The sequence below is a fragment of the Idiomarina piscisalsi genome, from assembly GCF_002211765.1.
Taxonomy (GTDB): Bacteria; Pseudomonadota; Gammaproteobacteria; order Enterobacterales; family Alteromonadaceae; genus Idiomarina; species Idiomarina piscisalsi_A.
In genome coordinates this window covers 523,631-537,136 of sequence record NZ_CP022133.1, presented here as the reverse complement: position 1 = coordinate 537,136, position 13,506 = coordinate 523,631, and the positions used below count along the sequence as shown (strand labels likewise).

16 protein-coding genes are annotated in these 13,506 nt (G+C 48.3%); 4 read left to right on the top strand and 12 right to left on the bottom strand.

Going from position 1 to position 13,506, the window contains the following annotated elements:
- The first annotated feature begins 11 nt into the window (after window positions 1–11).
- On the top strand, window positions 12–1,265 hold the full coding sequence (gene srmB / locus CEW91_RS02500; protein ID WP_088767524.1) for an ATP-dependent RNA helicase SrmB: 1,254 nt from the start codon (window positions 12–14) through the stop codon (window positions 1,263–1,265).
- Here srmB and CEW91_RS02495 read toward each other — a convergent pair.
- The 4 genes from CEW91_RS02495 to pomA form a co-directional block, all read right to left on the bottom strand.
- A complete protein-coding gene (locus CEW91_RS02495) occupies window positions 1,262–1,594 on the bottom strand; it encodes a VanZ family protein (RefSeq protein WP_088767523.1) in 333 nt (110 codons plus the stop codon). The genes srmB and CEW91_RS02495 overlap by 4 nt on opposite strands.
- A gap of 12 nt (window positions 1,595–1,606) precedes the next feature.
- Window positions 1,607–3,061 (bottom strand): tRNA uracil 4-sulfurtransferase ThiI, encoded by a 1,455-nt coding sequence (thiI, locus tag CEW91_RS02490; protein WP_088767522.1) that lies wholly within the window; start codon window positions 3,059–3,061, stop codon window positions 1,607–1,609.
- A gap of 67 nt (window positions 3,062–3,128) precedes the next feature.
- On the bottom strand, window positions 3,129–4,070 hold the full coding sequence (locus tag CEW91_RS02485; protein ID WP_088767521.1) for a flagellar motor protein MotB: 942 nt from the start codon (window positions 4,068–4,070) through the stop codon (window positions 3,129–3,131).
- Between the two features lie 2 nt (window positions 4,071–4,072).
- A complete protein-coding gene (gene pomA, locus CEW91_RS02480) occupies window positions 4,073–4,840 on the bottom strand; it encodes a flagellar motor protein PomA (protein WP_088767520.1) in 768 nt (255 codons plus the stop codon).
- Between the two features lie 180 nt (window positions 4,841–5,020).
- Here pomA and CEW91_RS02475 point away from each other — a divergent pair, with 180 nt between their 5' ends.
- Genes CEW91_RS02475 through dxs form a run of 3 tightly spaced genes read left to right on the top strand, consistent with a single transcriptional unit; the run spans window position 5,021 to window position 7,993 of the window.
- Window positions 5,021–5,257, top strand: a complete 237-nt coding sequence (locus CEW91_RS02475; RefSeq protein ID WP_088767519.1) for an exodeoxyribonuclease VII small subunit — start codon at window positions 5,021–5,023, stop codon at window positions 5,255–5,257.
- Window positions 5,254–6,141, top strand: coding sequence for a farnesyl diphosphate synthase (locus CEW91_RS02470; protein WP_088767518.1), 888 nt, complete (start codon window positions 5,254–5,256; stop codon window positions 6,139–6,141). The genes CEW91_RS02475 and CEW91_RS02470 overlap by 4 nt, the downstream gene beginning before the upstream one ends.
- 4 nt (window positions 6,142–6,145) lie before the next feature.
- Window positions 6,146–7,993: a 1-deoxy-D-xylulose-5-phosphate synthase gene (dxs, locus tag CEW91_RS02465; RefSeq protein ID WP_088767517.1), complete on the top strand. Its 1,848-nt coding sequence runs from the start codon at window positions 6,146–6,148 to the stop codon at window positions 7,991–7,993.
- Between the two features lie 148 nt (window positions 7,994–8,141).
- Here dxs and CEW91_RS02460 read toward each other — a convergent pair whose 3' ends face one another.
- The 8 genes from CEW91_RS02460 to yaaA all read right to left on the bottom strand — a co-directional run bounded on the left by CEW91_RS02460 (window position 8,142) and on the right by yaaA (window position 13,487).
- Entirely contained in the window at window positions 8,142–8,606 is a 465-nt protein-coding gene (locus CEW91_RS02460) for a phosphatidylglycerophosphatase A family protein (protein WP_088767516.1), read from the bottom strand.
- Between the two features lie 3 nt (window positions 8,607–8,609).
- Window positions 8,610–9,614, bottom strand: a complete 1,005-nt coding sequence (gene thiL / locus CEW91_RS02455) for a thiamine-phosphate kinase (RefSeq protein WP_088767515.1) — start codon at window positions 9,612–9,614, stop codon at window positions 8,610–8,612.
- Window positions 9,615–9,616: 2 nt separating this feature from the next.
- Complete coding sequence (nusB, locus tag CEW91_RS02450; protein ID WP_088767514.1) at window positions 9,617–10,036, bottom strand: transcription antitermination factor NusB; 420 nt, start codon at window positions 10,034–10,036, stop codon at window positions 9,617–9,619.
- Window positions 10,037–10,038: 2 nt separating this feature from the next.
- Window positions 10,039–10,503, bottom strand: coding sequence for a 6,7-dimethyl-8-ribityllumazine synthase (gene ribH, locus CEW91_RS02445; protein ID WP_053953707.1), 465 nt, complete (start codon window positions 10,501–10,503; stop codon window positions 10,039–10,041).
- Between the two features lie 70 nt (window positions 10,504–10,573).
- Window positions 10,574–11,221 carry a GNAT family N-acetyltransferase gene (locus tag CEW91_RS02440; protein ID WP_232507011.1) on the bottom strand — a complete coding sequence of 216 codons (648 nt, stop codon included), beginning with the start codon at window positions 11,219–11,221 and terminating at the stop codon, window positions 10,574–10,576.
- Window positions 11,215–11,820, bottom strand: a complete 606-nt coding sequence (locus CEW91_RS02435) for a lysophospholipid acyltransferase family protein (RefSeq protein WP_088767513.1) — start codon at window positions 11,818–11,820, stop codon at window positions 11,215–11,217. The genes CEW91_RS02440 and CEW91_RS02435 overlap by 7 nt, the downstream gene beginning before the upstream one ends.
- A 3-nt stretch (window positions 11,821–11,823) precedes the next feature.
- The gene (locus CEW91_RS02430) at window positions 11,824–12,699 is read right to left on the bottom strand and encodes a DUF3014 domain-containing protein (RefSeq protein WP_088767512.1); all 876 of its coding nucleotides are present in this window, start codon (window positions 12,697–12,699) and stop codon (window positions 11,824–11,826) included.
- An 11-nt stretch (window positions 12,700–12,710) separates the two neighbouring features.
- The gene (yaaA, locus tag CEW91_RS02425; protein ID WP_088767511.1) at window positions 12,711–13,487 is read right to left on the bottom strand and encodes a peroxide stress protein YaaA; all 777 of its coding nucleotides are present in this window, start codon (window positions 13,485–13,487) and stop codon (window positions 12,711–12,713) included.
- Window positions 13,488–13,506: the final 19 nt, after the last annotated feature.

Below are 13,506 nucleotides of genomic sequence, written 5' to 3'. Positions count from 1 at the left end.
GAGGAAAAACAATGGTCCCAGACTGGGAAGAGTTAGAACTGGATGATCGCTTAATTGGCGTTCTCAAAGCAGCCGATTTAAACAAACCAGCGAAAGTTCAACAGTTAAGTATTCCACAAGCGCTCGACGGCCGGGACTTGTTAGTGAGTGCGCCGACAGGCACCGGTAAAACCTTAGCGTTTTTATTGCCGGCGCTGCAGCACTTATTGGACTTCCCTCGCAAGCAACCAGGCCCGGCCCGGATTTTGGTGTTGGCGCCGACGCGTGAGTTGGCTGAACAGATTCACCAACAAGCGTCGCTGTTCTCTGAGGCTACCGGTTTGTCGTCGGTGGTGGTCACCGGCGGCATTAACTATGGAAGCCAGTTGTCTCAACTAGAAAAAAGTCACGATCTGTTGGTCGCAACGCCTGGCCGCTTGATGGATTTACTGGAGGCAGAACAGTACAACTTAGAAAGTGTTGAGTGGCTGGTCATTGATGAAGCTGACAGAATGTTGGATATGGGCTTTGCCGCTTCAGTAAAAGAAATGGCGTTGCAGGCCCGACACAGACAGCTGTCACTGTTGTTCTCTGCAACACTGGGCAGCTCTGGGGTTATTAAATTCTCCAAAGAGCTTTTAAATGAGCCCGAATACATTGACGTGCAACCACCCAAGCGCGAACGCGGTAAAATTGTTCAGTGGATTCATTTGGCTGACACCGATGAGCACAAGCGTAAACTTTTAATCTCATCCCTAAAGGACTTTAAAGGTCGTCAGTTTGTCTTTGTTCGCACTCGTGAGCGGGTGGAAATAGTCGCTAACTTCTTGCGCAGTGAATTTACTGATACCCGCAAGATTGTCACGCTAAGAGGTGACATGCCTCAGAATGAGCGCCAGCAAATTATTAATACACTGAAAGAGAATCAGGACATTACGCTGGTTGCTACTGACGTGGCCGCGCGTGGGTTAGATATTGATGATATCTCGTTAGTTGTTAATTACGACTTGCCCAAACAAGCCGATGTGTATGTGCACCGTATTGGCCGAACGGCTCGCGGTGGGCAAAAAGGTACGGCTATTTCATTAGTCGAAGCACATGATGCGTTGTTGTTAGGCCGGATTGAGCGTTATTTAGATGCTCAACTCGATAGACGTGTTATTGAAGGGCTGCGCCCTCAGTACAAATTCCCGTCGACGAAAAAATCTAAGCCGAAAAAGAAGGCGAAGAAAGAAACAAAAGGGAAAAAAACGGCTAAGCCAAAAAAACCGAAAAAGTCGCGTTAAGAGCGCGACTTTTTTCGTATATGATGGAGAGCAAAGTAAGCAATAACGCCACAGGCGTCAGCTATCCAGTCATAGACATCGGCACCGCGTCCAGGTGCATAACTTTGTGCAATCTCAATGGCCAAGCCATAGCAGGCCAAAAACAATAAAGACAACTTCGCTGACAATGCGAACGCTCGGTGAAAAGTCATCGCCAACACGAAGAATATTCCAAAATGCACAAGCTTATCCAGGTAAGGAATACTCTGCGCGCCGGTGTTTGGGAATTGCCACAAAAACAAAACCGTCGCGATACTCAACAGAAGAAAAAACAGCAATCGTGCCAGCATAAATACGTCTCTTTAATCAGGCTTATAAACAGATACGTTGTTAAAGCCATTTTCGTGCAATAGCAACGCCTGCATACGACTCATAATTCCCTGGTCACAATAGAGCAAATAATCGCGACTCTGGTCTAATTCAGGAAACTTAGACGCCAATTTGAAAAATGGAATTTCGATGATATCCGCACTGACACTCAAAGGTGCCGCTTCAATTTCATCATCGTTACGAATATCTATGATGACACTCTGCTTGCTGAGTTCCGCTGTTGTATCCGGCATTTGCAATTCATTTTCAGTTTGTTCTGCAATGTCCTGCATACTCAATACATTGGATGCGCGCACAACCTGATCTAAAAGCTCCGGGTTCAGTTTTGCTTCTTCCGCCTCGATAACGTCAGGCAAGGCTTTCACTGTCGGTTTATTAGAAATGACTCCACAGTACTCAGGAATCGATTTCGCTAACGGTTCAGTGCCTATTTTCTTCGCCTCGTCGACAATTTCTTGTTTGTCTTTGGTGATAAGCGGACGCAATACTAAGGCCGGTGTCGCCTGATCAATCACTCGCAGATTAGACAGTGTTTGGCTGGAGACTTGACCCATTGCTTCACCAGTGACCAGCGCCTGTGCTTTAACATAATGAGCAACTTTCGATGCCGCCCGAAGCATTTGACGCTTAAGCACAACCCCCATTTGGCCATTATCAACATTCGTCAGAATGTCATCAACGATGGGCGCAAAGTCGACACTGATAAACTTAATAGGATGTGATGAGCTGTATTTTTTCCAAAGGAAATAAGCAATTTGACGCACCGCCACTTCGTGAGCGTCGCCACCTAAGTTGAAAAAGCAGAAATGAGTACGGGCCCCACGACGAATAAACTCATAGCTGGCAACGCCGGAGTCAAACCCACCACTGAGCAGTGACAACACCGTCTCCTGAGTCGGAATGGGAAAACCGCCAATACCATCAATACGTTCACCAATAAGATGCACCACTTGATTGGTAATCTGCAGTTGTACTTCTTCATCCGGCCGGGTTAATTGCACACGAGCGTTTTCTGAATGCTTTAAAAGATAGCCACCGATGTAGCGTTCAAGTTGCTGAGAATTAAATTCGTGTTTGCCCTGACGTTTGACTCGCACCGCAAAACTTTTGCCTTGCAGGCGACGATTCCAGTGCTCACCGACGAGTTCAGCAATATCGTCAAAGGTCGTTAATGGCTGCTCAATAACTTCGGCAAACCAGGAAATTCCCGGAGTATGTCTCAGTGCCTCGCGTATCGCGTCGCGCGCGTCGTTGCTATCGGTCTCCGCTGCCACCTCAATACGGTCCCACAGCCACTTAACATAAATGGACGAATGTATCGGTGCCAAAATTTTGCGCAAATTATTGGTTAACACCTTACCGTGGCGTTTTCGGACCGATGCGCTTTTAATGGTGATTTCGGCGTGCAGGCGGACAACAAACTTCATAGCAATATCATTTGGCTTTGTGAGAAAGTCGGCAATTATACGTGTCCTAAGCGCCAGAAACCAGCGCTTAGTCTATGACGTCAACCTGTTGCTCAGACTCGGCCGCTTTACCCTGCATCACCGATATCTCAACCCGACGGTTACGGCGGCGATTCTCTTCAGAGTTATTAGGAACCAACGGTTTGGTGTCTGAATACCCCATAACCACCATGCGGTCTTCACTGAAGTCATCGACTTTTAGCATTTCCTCAGCGACAGCAACTGCTCGTTTGCTGGAGAGATCCCAGCGTGAAGAGTAAATCTCTGACACAACTTGCTCATTGTCACTGTGTCCGGAAATCGTAATTTCGCCCGGAATCTCTTTAAGCGCTGTCGCGACTTGCTGAATAATTGGGCGGAATTGTGGCTGTAAGAAAGCCGAGCCTTCCGGGAATGAGCCTTGTTCACGAATACGAATAATAATTTGCTGACCGTGCTGCTCCAGCTCGATAGTGCCCGCTTTTATTTCGTTCTCGAGCTGTTGCTCAATGCGACGCATAAGCTCTTGAGACACTTGAGTCATGGCTTCAGTATTTTCAGATTCAGCCTGTTTTTCATCTTCTTTACTATCGGCTTCCTGACCGCCACGCTCGGTTTGCTGACCGCCGGCAAAGTCAGACTGCCCTTCCTGAAACTCGAGCATTTGTTGAGTCATTTCAACGGTTTGCTGCTGAATGGTTTCTATTGGGGTTGGCTCAGGCCGACCAGGCCGAAATTCCTGAGCGATAACACTGGTTCCTTTGGGTATGTCTTTCACTTCAATTTTATTCTGAACGCCCAGAGCGTACTTCATAGAACCGGCTATTTGTTTAAACTTCAGCACGTCCATTTCGGAGAACGCCAACAGCAAAACGAAGAAACACATCAACAGCGTCATCAAGTCGGCGAATGTCGCCATCCACATGGGCAAGCCTGCGGGTGGGCAGTCGCACTCTTCTTCGTCTTCGTCTCTTACTGTTTCAGAGGCCATTATTACTCTTCCTCGTCACCGTCACCAACGCGTTTTGATTCAGCCAGGTAGTTACGCAAAATACCTTCAATGACACGTGGGTTTTGCCCGTCTTGTATACCGAGTATGGCATCAAGAACCAACTGCTGATTCAGTTTTTCCTGCTCGGCACGCAGCATCAGTTTGTTAGCGATTGGAATCGCGATAACGTTAGCCAAAAACGCACCGTAAAGCGTCGTCAACAAGGCAACCGCCATGGCCGGGCCAATGGCTTTAGGGTCATCCATATTAGACAGCATAGCCACCAAGCCAATAAGCGTACCTATCATACCCATGGCCGGTGCGACATCGCTCAGAATTTTAAAAACGCGAGCGCCTTCTTCATGACGCGCAAAACTCATTTTTATGTCTTTCGATAGCGTTGTTCTTACGACTTCTGCATCGTGACCATCGACCAGCATGTCGACACCTTTACGAAAGAACTTGTTGGGAATTTCCGCCTCTTCCAGTGCCAAAAAGCCGCCTTTACGCGCGGCGTCCGCCATTTCAACTGCCGTATCGATAAGTTCTTGCGGGTGCTCGATTTTGAAAAAGAAGGCTTTTACAACGACTTTACCTGTGCCCAGAAACTGACTAAGAGAAAAGTTTGCGAGTGTAATAAAAAGGGAGCCACCAAAAACAATGAATACCGATCGTGTATCCATAAACAAACTGATATCGCCACCCAAAATCATTGCCATGATAACGAAACCAATGGCGCCGATTATCCCAACGAGCGTTGCTATATCCACTCAGTGCTCCTCCCCAATTCACTTTTTGCCATTCAGCTACGCTCCATTCTTAAACAATAGCGCTGCTCTGACAAGCATCTTCTTGTTATGTTACACAGGAATAATGAGATCATCGGCTGACATTCGGGATTCTTTATCGGATAATTAGCCCTAACACACAACAATTGCGCAAGAAGCACTATGTCAGAACAACAAAAAGCCCCTTCATTTGAGCAGGCGTTAGAAGAGCTAGAGTCATTGGTAAATGAACTTGAGCATGGCGAACTGCCACTTGAGAAGTCGCTGGAAAAGTTCGAAAAAGCCATTCAATTAGCTCGTACCAGCCAACAGCAACTGCAACAGGCCGAGCAAAAAGTCACAACCCTCATGGCTGCTCAGGAAGGCTCTTCTGAAAGTGATGACGGAGAAGTCATGTGAGCATTAATGCATTAACGGCTGAAGTGCGCGAGCAAGTCGACACGTTTTTACAAAAACAGCTGTCTCGCCACTCCATTAATGAACCATTAACCCGTGCTATGGAGCACGGTGTGCTGCTGGGCGGAAAACGCGTGCGCCCGTATTTATTAATGACGATTGCCGATATTTGTCACGGCGATAAGCATGCCGCTTTAGCCGCTGCAGCGGCGATTGAACTCATTCATGCGTATTCGCTGATTCACGATGATTTACCAGCGATGGACAATGACGATCTAAGGCGCGGTCAACCCACCTGCCACATAGCCTTTGATGAGGCGACCGCTATTTTAGCCGGTGACGCTCTGCAGACACTCGCCTTTGAATTGTTGTCAGAATCCCCGCTAGGTGGGTTGAATGCAGACCGCCAGTTGTCTATGGTGAACGCATTGGCTCGTGCCAGTGGTAGTGCGGGCATGTGCGCCGGTCAGGCAATTGACTTGCAAGCCACAGACCAGCATGTCAATGAGACCGAGCTGGAGCACATGCACAAGCATAAAACGGGGGCGTTAATTGAAGCCGCTGCGACAATAGGCGTACTTTGTGGTGAAGAAAAAGCCCAAAAGTGGCAACCGCATTTTAAAACCTTTGCGGCCCATTTGGGGCTCGCATTTCAAGTGCAGGATGATATTCTCGACGTTATCGGCAATACTGAGTTGCTTGGTAAGCCCCAAGGGTCAGACACGGCAGCCAATAAATCAACGTACGTTCAACTATTAGGTGTCGACGGGGCTCAGCAATACTTAAACTCGTTACATGAGAAAGCACTACTGTCACTCGCCGATATCCCTTACAATACGGCAAAACTCGAACAATTTTCTGATGTCCTGCTGAAGCGGGATCACTGAGCGAATGATACAAAATTACCCGTTACTCGATAAAATTAATTCTCCGGCTGATTTGCGTGAACTGTCACCCAATCAACTCACTGACCTATGCGCTGAAGTTCGTCAGTTTCTGCTGACCTCCGTGAGTCAAAGCAGCGGGCACCTGGCGTCAGGTTTAGGTACCGTAGAGCTCACTGTTGCCTTGCACTACGTGTACCACACGCCAAATGATAAGCTGGTTTGGGATGTTGGTCATCAGGCCTACCCGCACAAGATTCTGACCGGTCGAAAAGACCAGCTGCACAGCATTCGCCAAAAGGACGGGTTACACCCCTTCCCATGGCGTGAAGAAAGCGACTATGACGTGCTTTCTGTGGGTCACTCGAGTACATCAATATCCGCCGCACTAGGGCTAGCTGTAGCCGCACAGCGTCAAAAACGCGAACAGAAAGTGGTCTCCATTATCGGTGACGGCGCTATGACTGCCGGTATGGCCTTTGAAGCCATGAATCACGCGGGTGACATAAAACCGGATATGCTGGTTATTCTGAACGACAATGATATGTCGATTTCGGAGAACGTCGGTGCATTAAATCATCACTTTGCTCGTTTATTGTCAGGTCGCTTTTATACCTCTTTACGTGAGAGTGGCAAGAAACTGCTGAGTCCGCTGCCTCATATTCGCCATTTCGCCAGCCGTGCCGAAGAGCATATGAAAGGAATGATGGCGCCGGGTACCATTTTTGAAGAGCTTGGTTTCAACTACATAGGGCCCATTGACGGTCACGATGTTAATGCGCTGGTCGACACCCTACGTAACATGAAAGACCTGAAAGGTCCTCAGTTACTGCATATAGTGACGCAAAAAGGCAAAGGCTATAAGCCCGCAGAAAAAGACCCTATTGGTTACCACGGCGTGCCTAAGTTTGATCCTAAGTCATCAGAGCTGCCGCAAAAGGCGCCGGGCGTTCCAAATTACTCCGATATTTTTGGTCAGTGGCTGTGTAGCACTGCACAAAGTGACAAGTCCCTTATGGCAATAACCCCAGCCATGCGTGAAGGCTCAGGCATGGTTGAGTTTTCCCAGGCGTACCCTGAGCAATACTTTGATGTTGCCATCGCTGAGCAGCACAGCGTCACTTACGCTGCTGGTTTAGCCATTGCCGGCATGAAGCCCGTTGTCGCCATATACTCCACATTCTTACAGCGTGGTTACGATCAGCTCATTCACGACGTAGCATTGCAGAATTTAGATGTATTATTCGCTATCGATCGAGCGGGTATTGTTGGTGCCGACGGCCCAACCCACCAGGGGGCTTTCGACATTAGCTATATGCGCTGCATACCGAATATGGTCATAATGACCCCCAGTGACGAGCAAGAGTGTCTGGATATGCTGACGACCGGCTATGAATATAAAGGTCCGGCCTCTGTTCGCTATCCCAGAGGCGCCGGTGTTGGACTCGAACTGAGAGACCCTAAGCCATTAACAATCGGTAAAGCCAGAACCGTCCGTGATGGTGAAAAAATTGCCTTTTTGAACTTTGGCACACTGTTGCCAGAGGTAATGCAAGCCGCAGAAGCATTAAACGCAAGCGTTGTTGATATGCGTTTCGTTAAGCCTTTGGACACCAAAGCTATTGAGGATGCGGTTGCCAAACACGACAGTTTAGTCACCGTTGAAGAAAACGTGACCGCGGGTGGCGCCGGCAGTGCTGTGCTCGAGCATCTTGCCGACAAAGGCTTATCTATTTCTGTCCTGCAACTAGGACTCCCCGATGAGTTCATCAAACACGGCTCACAAGCCGAAATCCGCGCAGAGCTCAACCTAGACGCCAAAGGCATCGAAGCCCAAGTCAAAGACCGCTTATAAGCGTTACGAGCATAGAGAAGCTTTACTGGGGAGTGTCGAAGGCCATGGATGGCCTTCGTCAAGCGTTCATGGATGAACTCGTAGCGTCTCCACAGGGAAGCTTCTCTATGCTCAAGCGAAATAAGAGGGTTATCTGTCCCTTCGGGCCTTAAAAGAGGTATGCCGCTACATGCAAGATGGCGGTGGTTAGGATGCCGGCTATGACGTCGTCCATCATGATGCCGGTGCCGCCAGTGAGTTTTTTGTCGGACCAGCCGATAGGGCCGGGTTTCCAGATGTCGAATAGGCGGAATAGAATGAAAGCGGCGATGAGCCAAACGGCTTCGAAGGGTAAAGCGAACATGGCAAAGCCGTAGCCGACTATTTCATCCCATACAATGGAAGGATGGTCATGTTCACCCATGGCTTTGGCTGTATACTGGCATAGAAAAACACCAATAATGGTAGCCATTAATAAGACGCCAATTTGCCATTGCCATGTGAGCTGGGTAGTCAGATAAACAAAGGGGATGCCGACTAAGGTGCCGAAGGTGCCGGGTGCTTTTGGGGCTAACCCAGTGCCAAACCCCAGAGAGAGCCAGTGTATTGGATTAAACCAGTTTAGTTTCGGCATAACTTACTCGCCTTTTCTGACCCGTTCGTCTGTGGCAAAGTGGTTAAAGCTCTTATAGCCCTCGGGAAGCTCCCACGGTTCGCCTTCATAGTGCATGTCAATTTGCGCTTCAGCACCTTTGACGATTCTGCCGATACAGACTGGTTTGGTCTTTAAGTGTGACGTTAGCGTTTCCATACGACCGCGGTGTTCTTCCGGCAAGGTAAAACAAAGTTCATAGTCATCACCGGCGGTTAGCGCCATCGCTAGTGCCTCATTGGCTTCCAGCGTTTCCGTCAGCGCTAGTGACAGTGGCAACTTTTCTAACTCTATTTGCGCAGACACCTGAGCCTGTTTTAGCAGGTGCCCTAAGTCTGCAACCAAACCATCCGACACATCAATGCACGACGTTGCTACCCCTCGCAATACTTGCCCCATTGCAACCCTTGGCGTCGGGTAGTGTAGCCGCTCGATGACATGCTGTAAGTGTCGGCCGGTCGTGCTGACTTTATTCTGTGTTACTTTTAAGCCTAACCCTGCATCACCTAATGAGCCACTCACATAAACCCAATCTCCGGGTTTGGCACCGCTTCGGCTTATGGCGGTTCCGGTTGGCAGCTGGCCATGGGCTGTTACGGTGACCGTTAGCGGGCCTTTTGTGGTGTCTCCGCCAATAAGCTGACAATCGTAATAACGACAAATTTCGTCAAGTCCACTGCTGAATTCTGCTAGCCAGTCGTTGTCAGTATTAGGGCAAGTGAGTGCAAGGCTTATCCAGCTGGGCTGGGCGCCCATAGCGGCTAAATCGCTTAAGTTAACGGCGACCGCTTTGTGTCCAATGGCTCTTGGTGGTGTGGTTTTATCAAAATGCACGCCCTCAACTAACGTATCAGTTACGACAACAAGATCATGCTCGGGCAAAGGTTTCACCACTGCGCCATCGTCACCAATGCCAATTGCAACATCGCTCCGACAAGCGGAGCGATTTGCGAAATAGTCGTTAATGAGAGAAAACTCGTCTTGAGGCATAACTATTTTCGTGCGGGTCTCAACGTATCGACTGCCTTGTCTAATACACCATTGACAAAACGGTGGCTCTCATCAGCCCCAAATGACTTAGCAAGCTCAATAGCTTCGTTAATAGCCACTTTGTAAGGAACATCCATGCGCTCACTTAGCTCGTAAGCCGCTATACGCAGAACCGCCAACTCAATAGGATCAAGCTCGTTTATTGGACGCGCCAAAAAGGGCTTCAGAGACTCATCAAGCGAACGGTACTGACCGCCAACGCCACGTACCAGCTCTAAAAAGTAGTCAACATCCACTTTATTGGTGTCGGTGTCCGTCAAAAACTGTGCTTCAATATCGCTGAAGCTGTTTTGCGATAACTGCCAGGAGTAAATAGCCTGTACCGCTAATTTTCGTGCTTTTCTTCTTGCTGCAGGTTTCATCTTCAGATCTTATCCAGTACGTTAACCATTTCGAGTGCGCTTAATGCAGCTTCAGAGCCTTTATTACCTGCTTTAGAACCGCTTCGTTCAATCGCTTGCTCCAGTGAATCTGTGGTAATAACGCCAAAAGCGACAGGCAGCCCAAATTCGGTTGCAACACGACCTAGCCCGCTATTGCATTCACCGGCAACAAATTCAAAGTGAGGCGTGCCACCACGAATGACTGCACCGACAGCAATAATTGCATCGTACTTCCCAGATTGGGCTAAACGCTTTGCAGTAACCGGAATTTCGTAAGCACCAGGAACACGTACCACAGTGATGTCGTCGTCTGCTACTTCGCCATAGTGCTTCAATGTTTGAACCGCACCGTCCAGTAAACTTTCAACAACGAAATGGTTGAAGCGAGATACGATAATGGCAAATTTTTTGCCAGCCGCATTAATACCGCCTTCAATTACCTGCATAAGTTTTCCTTAATTGACCTGTCTTTAGTACTAAATCGCAAATTGCGCGCGATCATAGCACAAAGAGGAATTATTTGCGTGAAATTGCGTAAGAGAAATACTTTTCCCGTGTATCGAGGTTTCTGCCAATGTAGCGTGCTTTACTGCTTTCTAACAGTTGCAGAGCTGTTGCGTTATTTTCAGAGACAGGAAACATAACCTGCCGCCACGGCCAGCTTTCCCCAAGCCAACGCGTTAGTAAAGCGAAGAGATCGTTATGGAGGTTATTATCGACAGCACTTTCTAACAACCACCAGCTGACTTCTGCGTTATAGGCGCTTTTTGAAATACCACTGTTTTCCTGACGTTCCGACGCCACAGGCACCATATAAACCGCACCAATAATAGAATTGTCGGATTTATCCAGTACCACATAAGTGAACGCGGTCTTTTGTTCGGCTTGTTCCAGGTGGTAGTCCACCATTGTACTGTTTTGTTCCAGCGTACTCTTCTCAGAAGGCCAAGCCCAGCCGAGTTTCTTATATAACCATTGTTGTGACGTCATGTAAGAGTGAAAAAAGCGCGCTTTATCAGACTCCCGTATAGGGCGAATAATTAAATTATTACTTTCAGCTTGGCCGGGAACCGTCCATTGCTGCTGCCAAAAGTCGCCCGCCTTAGCCGGCATTGCGACCAGTACAAGAAAACACATAATGACAGCGGCCAAACTTCTCAGCACGATGCTTCACTCCGTTTGCCCTGCGCATGCGCAAAAAATGACTTCACACGAAGCAATTCTTTTTCGATTTCGTCGGTGATCATGAGTGCCGGGCCGATATCGATGGCTTTACGGGCAAAATCGAAAGCGACCGGTATGACCGGCACTTTTGCCTGCTTCGCCATGTGCAAAAAACCTTTCTTCCATTCGGTCACCTTTTTGCGCGTGCCTTCTGGAGTAATGACCAAAATGAGCTCATCCTTACTGCGAAACTGCTCAACCATACTGCCAACCACACCGTTCGCAGCACTTCTATCAACCGGAATACCGCCTAACTTGGTCATCAGCGTTTTGATAGGAAACCGGAACAAGCTGTTCTTACCTAAGTAATTCAGCTTTAGACCCATCGCCAACATAACAAACGCGCCGACCGGAAAATCCCAGTTTGACGTATGCGGCGCAACGGGCAGAATGGCTTTCTTTACCGCTGGCATACTGCCGTTAATTTTCCAGCCTCCCATGAGACGCATTCCAACACGGCCAACCCAGCGTAAGAAACGGTTGTCTCTCACCGGAAATTCGCCTTTCACAAACTCAGGAAGCTGATCGTTATTTTCCATAAATTACTGCAATGCCTTCTGTATTTCTCTTAATTTCTGTTTAATACGCTCAATGTTGTCTGGCCCCATGCGCAGCAGTTGCTTCTGGGCGGCCGGTAACGCTTCATAGGCGTCATCGGCGTAGGTGTACATCACACTGTCGGCTTTGACCTCCACCAAACCTTCAGGTACCGGTGTTGACAACAGCACATCAATCGCTTCCATTAAGGTATTATCAAAGTCTGAATCTGGGTAGCCAATTTCCGCATAGGCTTCCTGGACTAAGGGTTTAAACAGCTCATAGTTGTCAGCCAACGCGTACGCGTCGAGGCTGATAAACCAGTCGACCAACGCGTCATAACGACGGTAAGAACTTTCGTCAATGTACAGCTCACCATCCACTTTTATCACACTAAAACGGCCATCAGGACGCTGAACAATAGTGCGATCTCGGACGATGCTGCCATTACTAATATTGTCCGCTAATACAACAGCGTCACGGATAAGCTGAGAACTTTTCAGCGGACGAATGTTAATATCGCTCGAGTCCAGTTCCTGTAAAACCGTAGGCGTACTGTTGTTCAGTTCAGGCAGTGCTATTTGCTCAGGCTCGGGGGCTTCTTCGGGTTGTTTAGCCGGTTCAGGCTCTGGCTCTACCGGCTCAGGTAAAGGCTCCGATTCTTCTTCGGGCTCTTCAGGCTGATAAGGCTCGGCTTCCACCTCAGTTGAGGTCGATTGTTCTACCTTCACTTTTTCTTGTTGTTGCGGCTTTTCTGCCGGTAACCACCACCAAACAACAGCAGCTATGACAGCAACCGCAATGACAATAACAACGGCCCAAGTTGTTTTCCGGCTAGCGTCTTCCGTTGCCGGAGAATTTTCTACTTTGTCGTCACTCATTCAGGGCTCCTTTATTTTTGCTCTGCCCGACAGAATACCAGCTCATTACCTTTTGACAGGTCACCGTTGTAGCTGTATCCGGCCGCGTCAAACTCTTTAAGATCAGACACAGATTGTGGCGTTTGGTTCACAATAAAGCGCGCCATCATGCCTCTTGCCTTTTTAGCGTAAAAACTAATGACTTTATATTGGCCATTTTTTTCGTCTTTAAACACCGGCGTTATAATGTCGGCATTAAGGGCTTTCGGTTTTACCGCAGAGAAATACTCATTCGACGCCAAGTTAACTAACATTGAGCTGCCGATAGCTTCCAAGTCCTGATTTAACTGTTCAGTTATTGACTCACCCCAGAATTCGTAAAGGTTTTTGCCGTTCTCGGTTTGCAACTTGGTACCCATTTCTAGTCGGTAAGGCTGCATTAAATCAAGAGGTCTTAAAACACCATACAAACCTGACAAGATACGCAGGTGCTGCTGAGCGTTTGTCACGGCAGAAGCGTCTAACGTTTCGGCATCTAATCCAGCATATACATCGCCGTTAAACGCATACATTGCAGGACGAGCATTATCGTCTGTGAACGGCCGTTGCCACTCTTCAAATCGCGCCGCATTTAAGCCCGCTAGCTTGTCGCTAATTTTCATGAGCGACCCTAAATCTTGCGGACTGAGTTTGCGACAGACTTTAACCAAGGCCTCTGCCTGGTCCAGCATTCTTGGCTGGGTGACGTCTAACTTCGGTAAGTCACTTTCATAGTCTAGATTTTTAGCAGGTGAAACAACGGCTAGCATGCTCTTATCTCCTGTAATG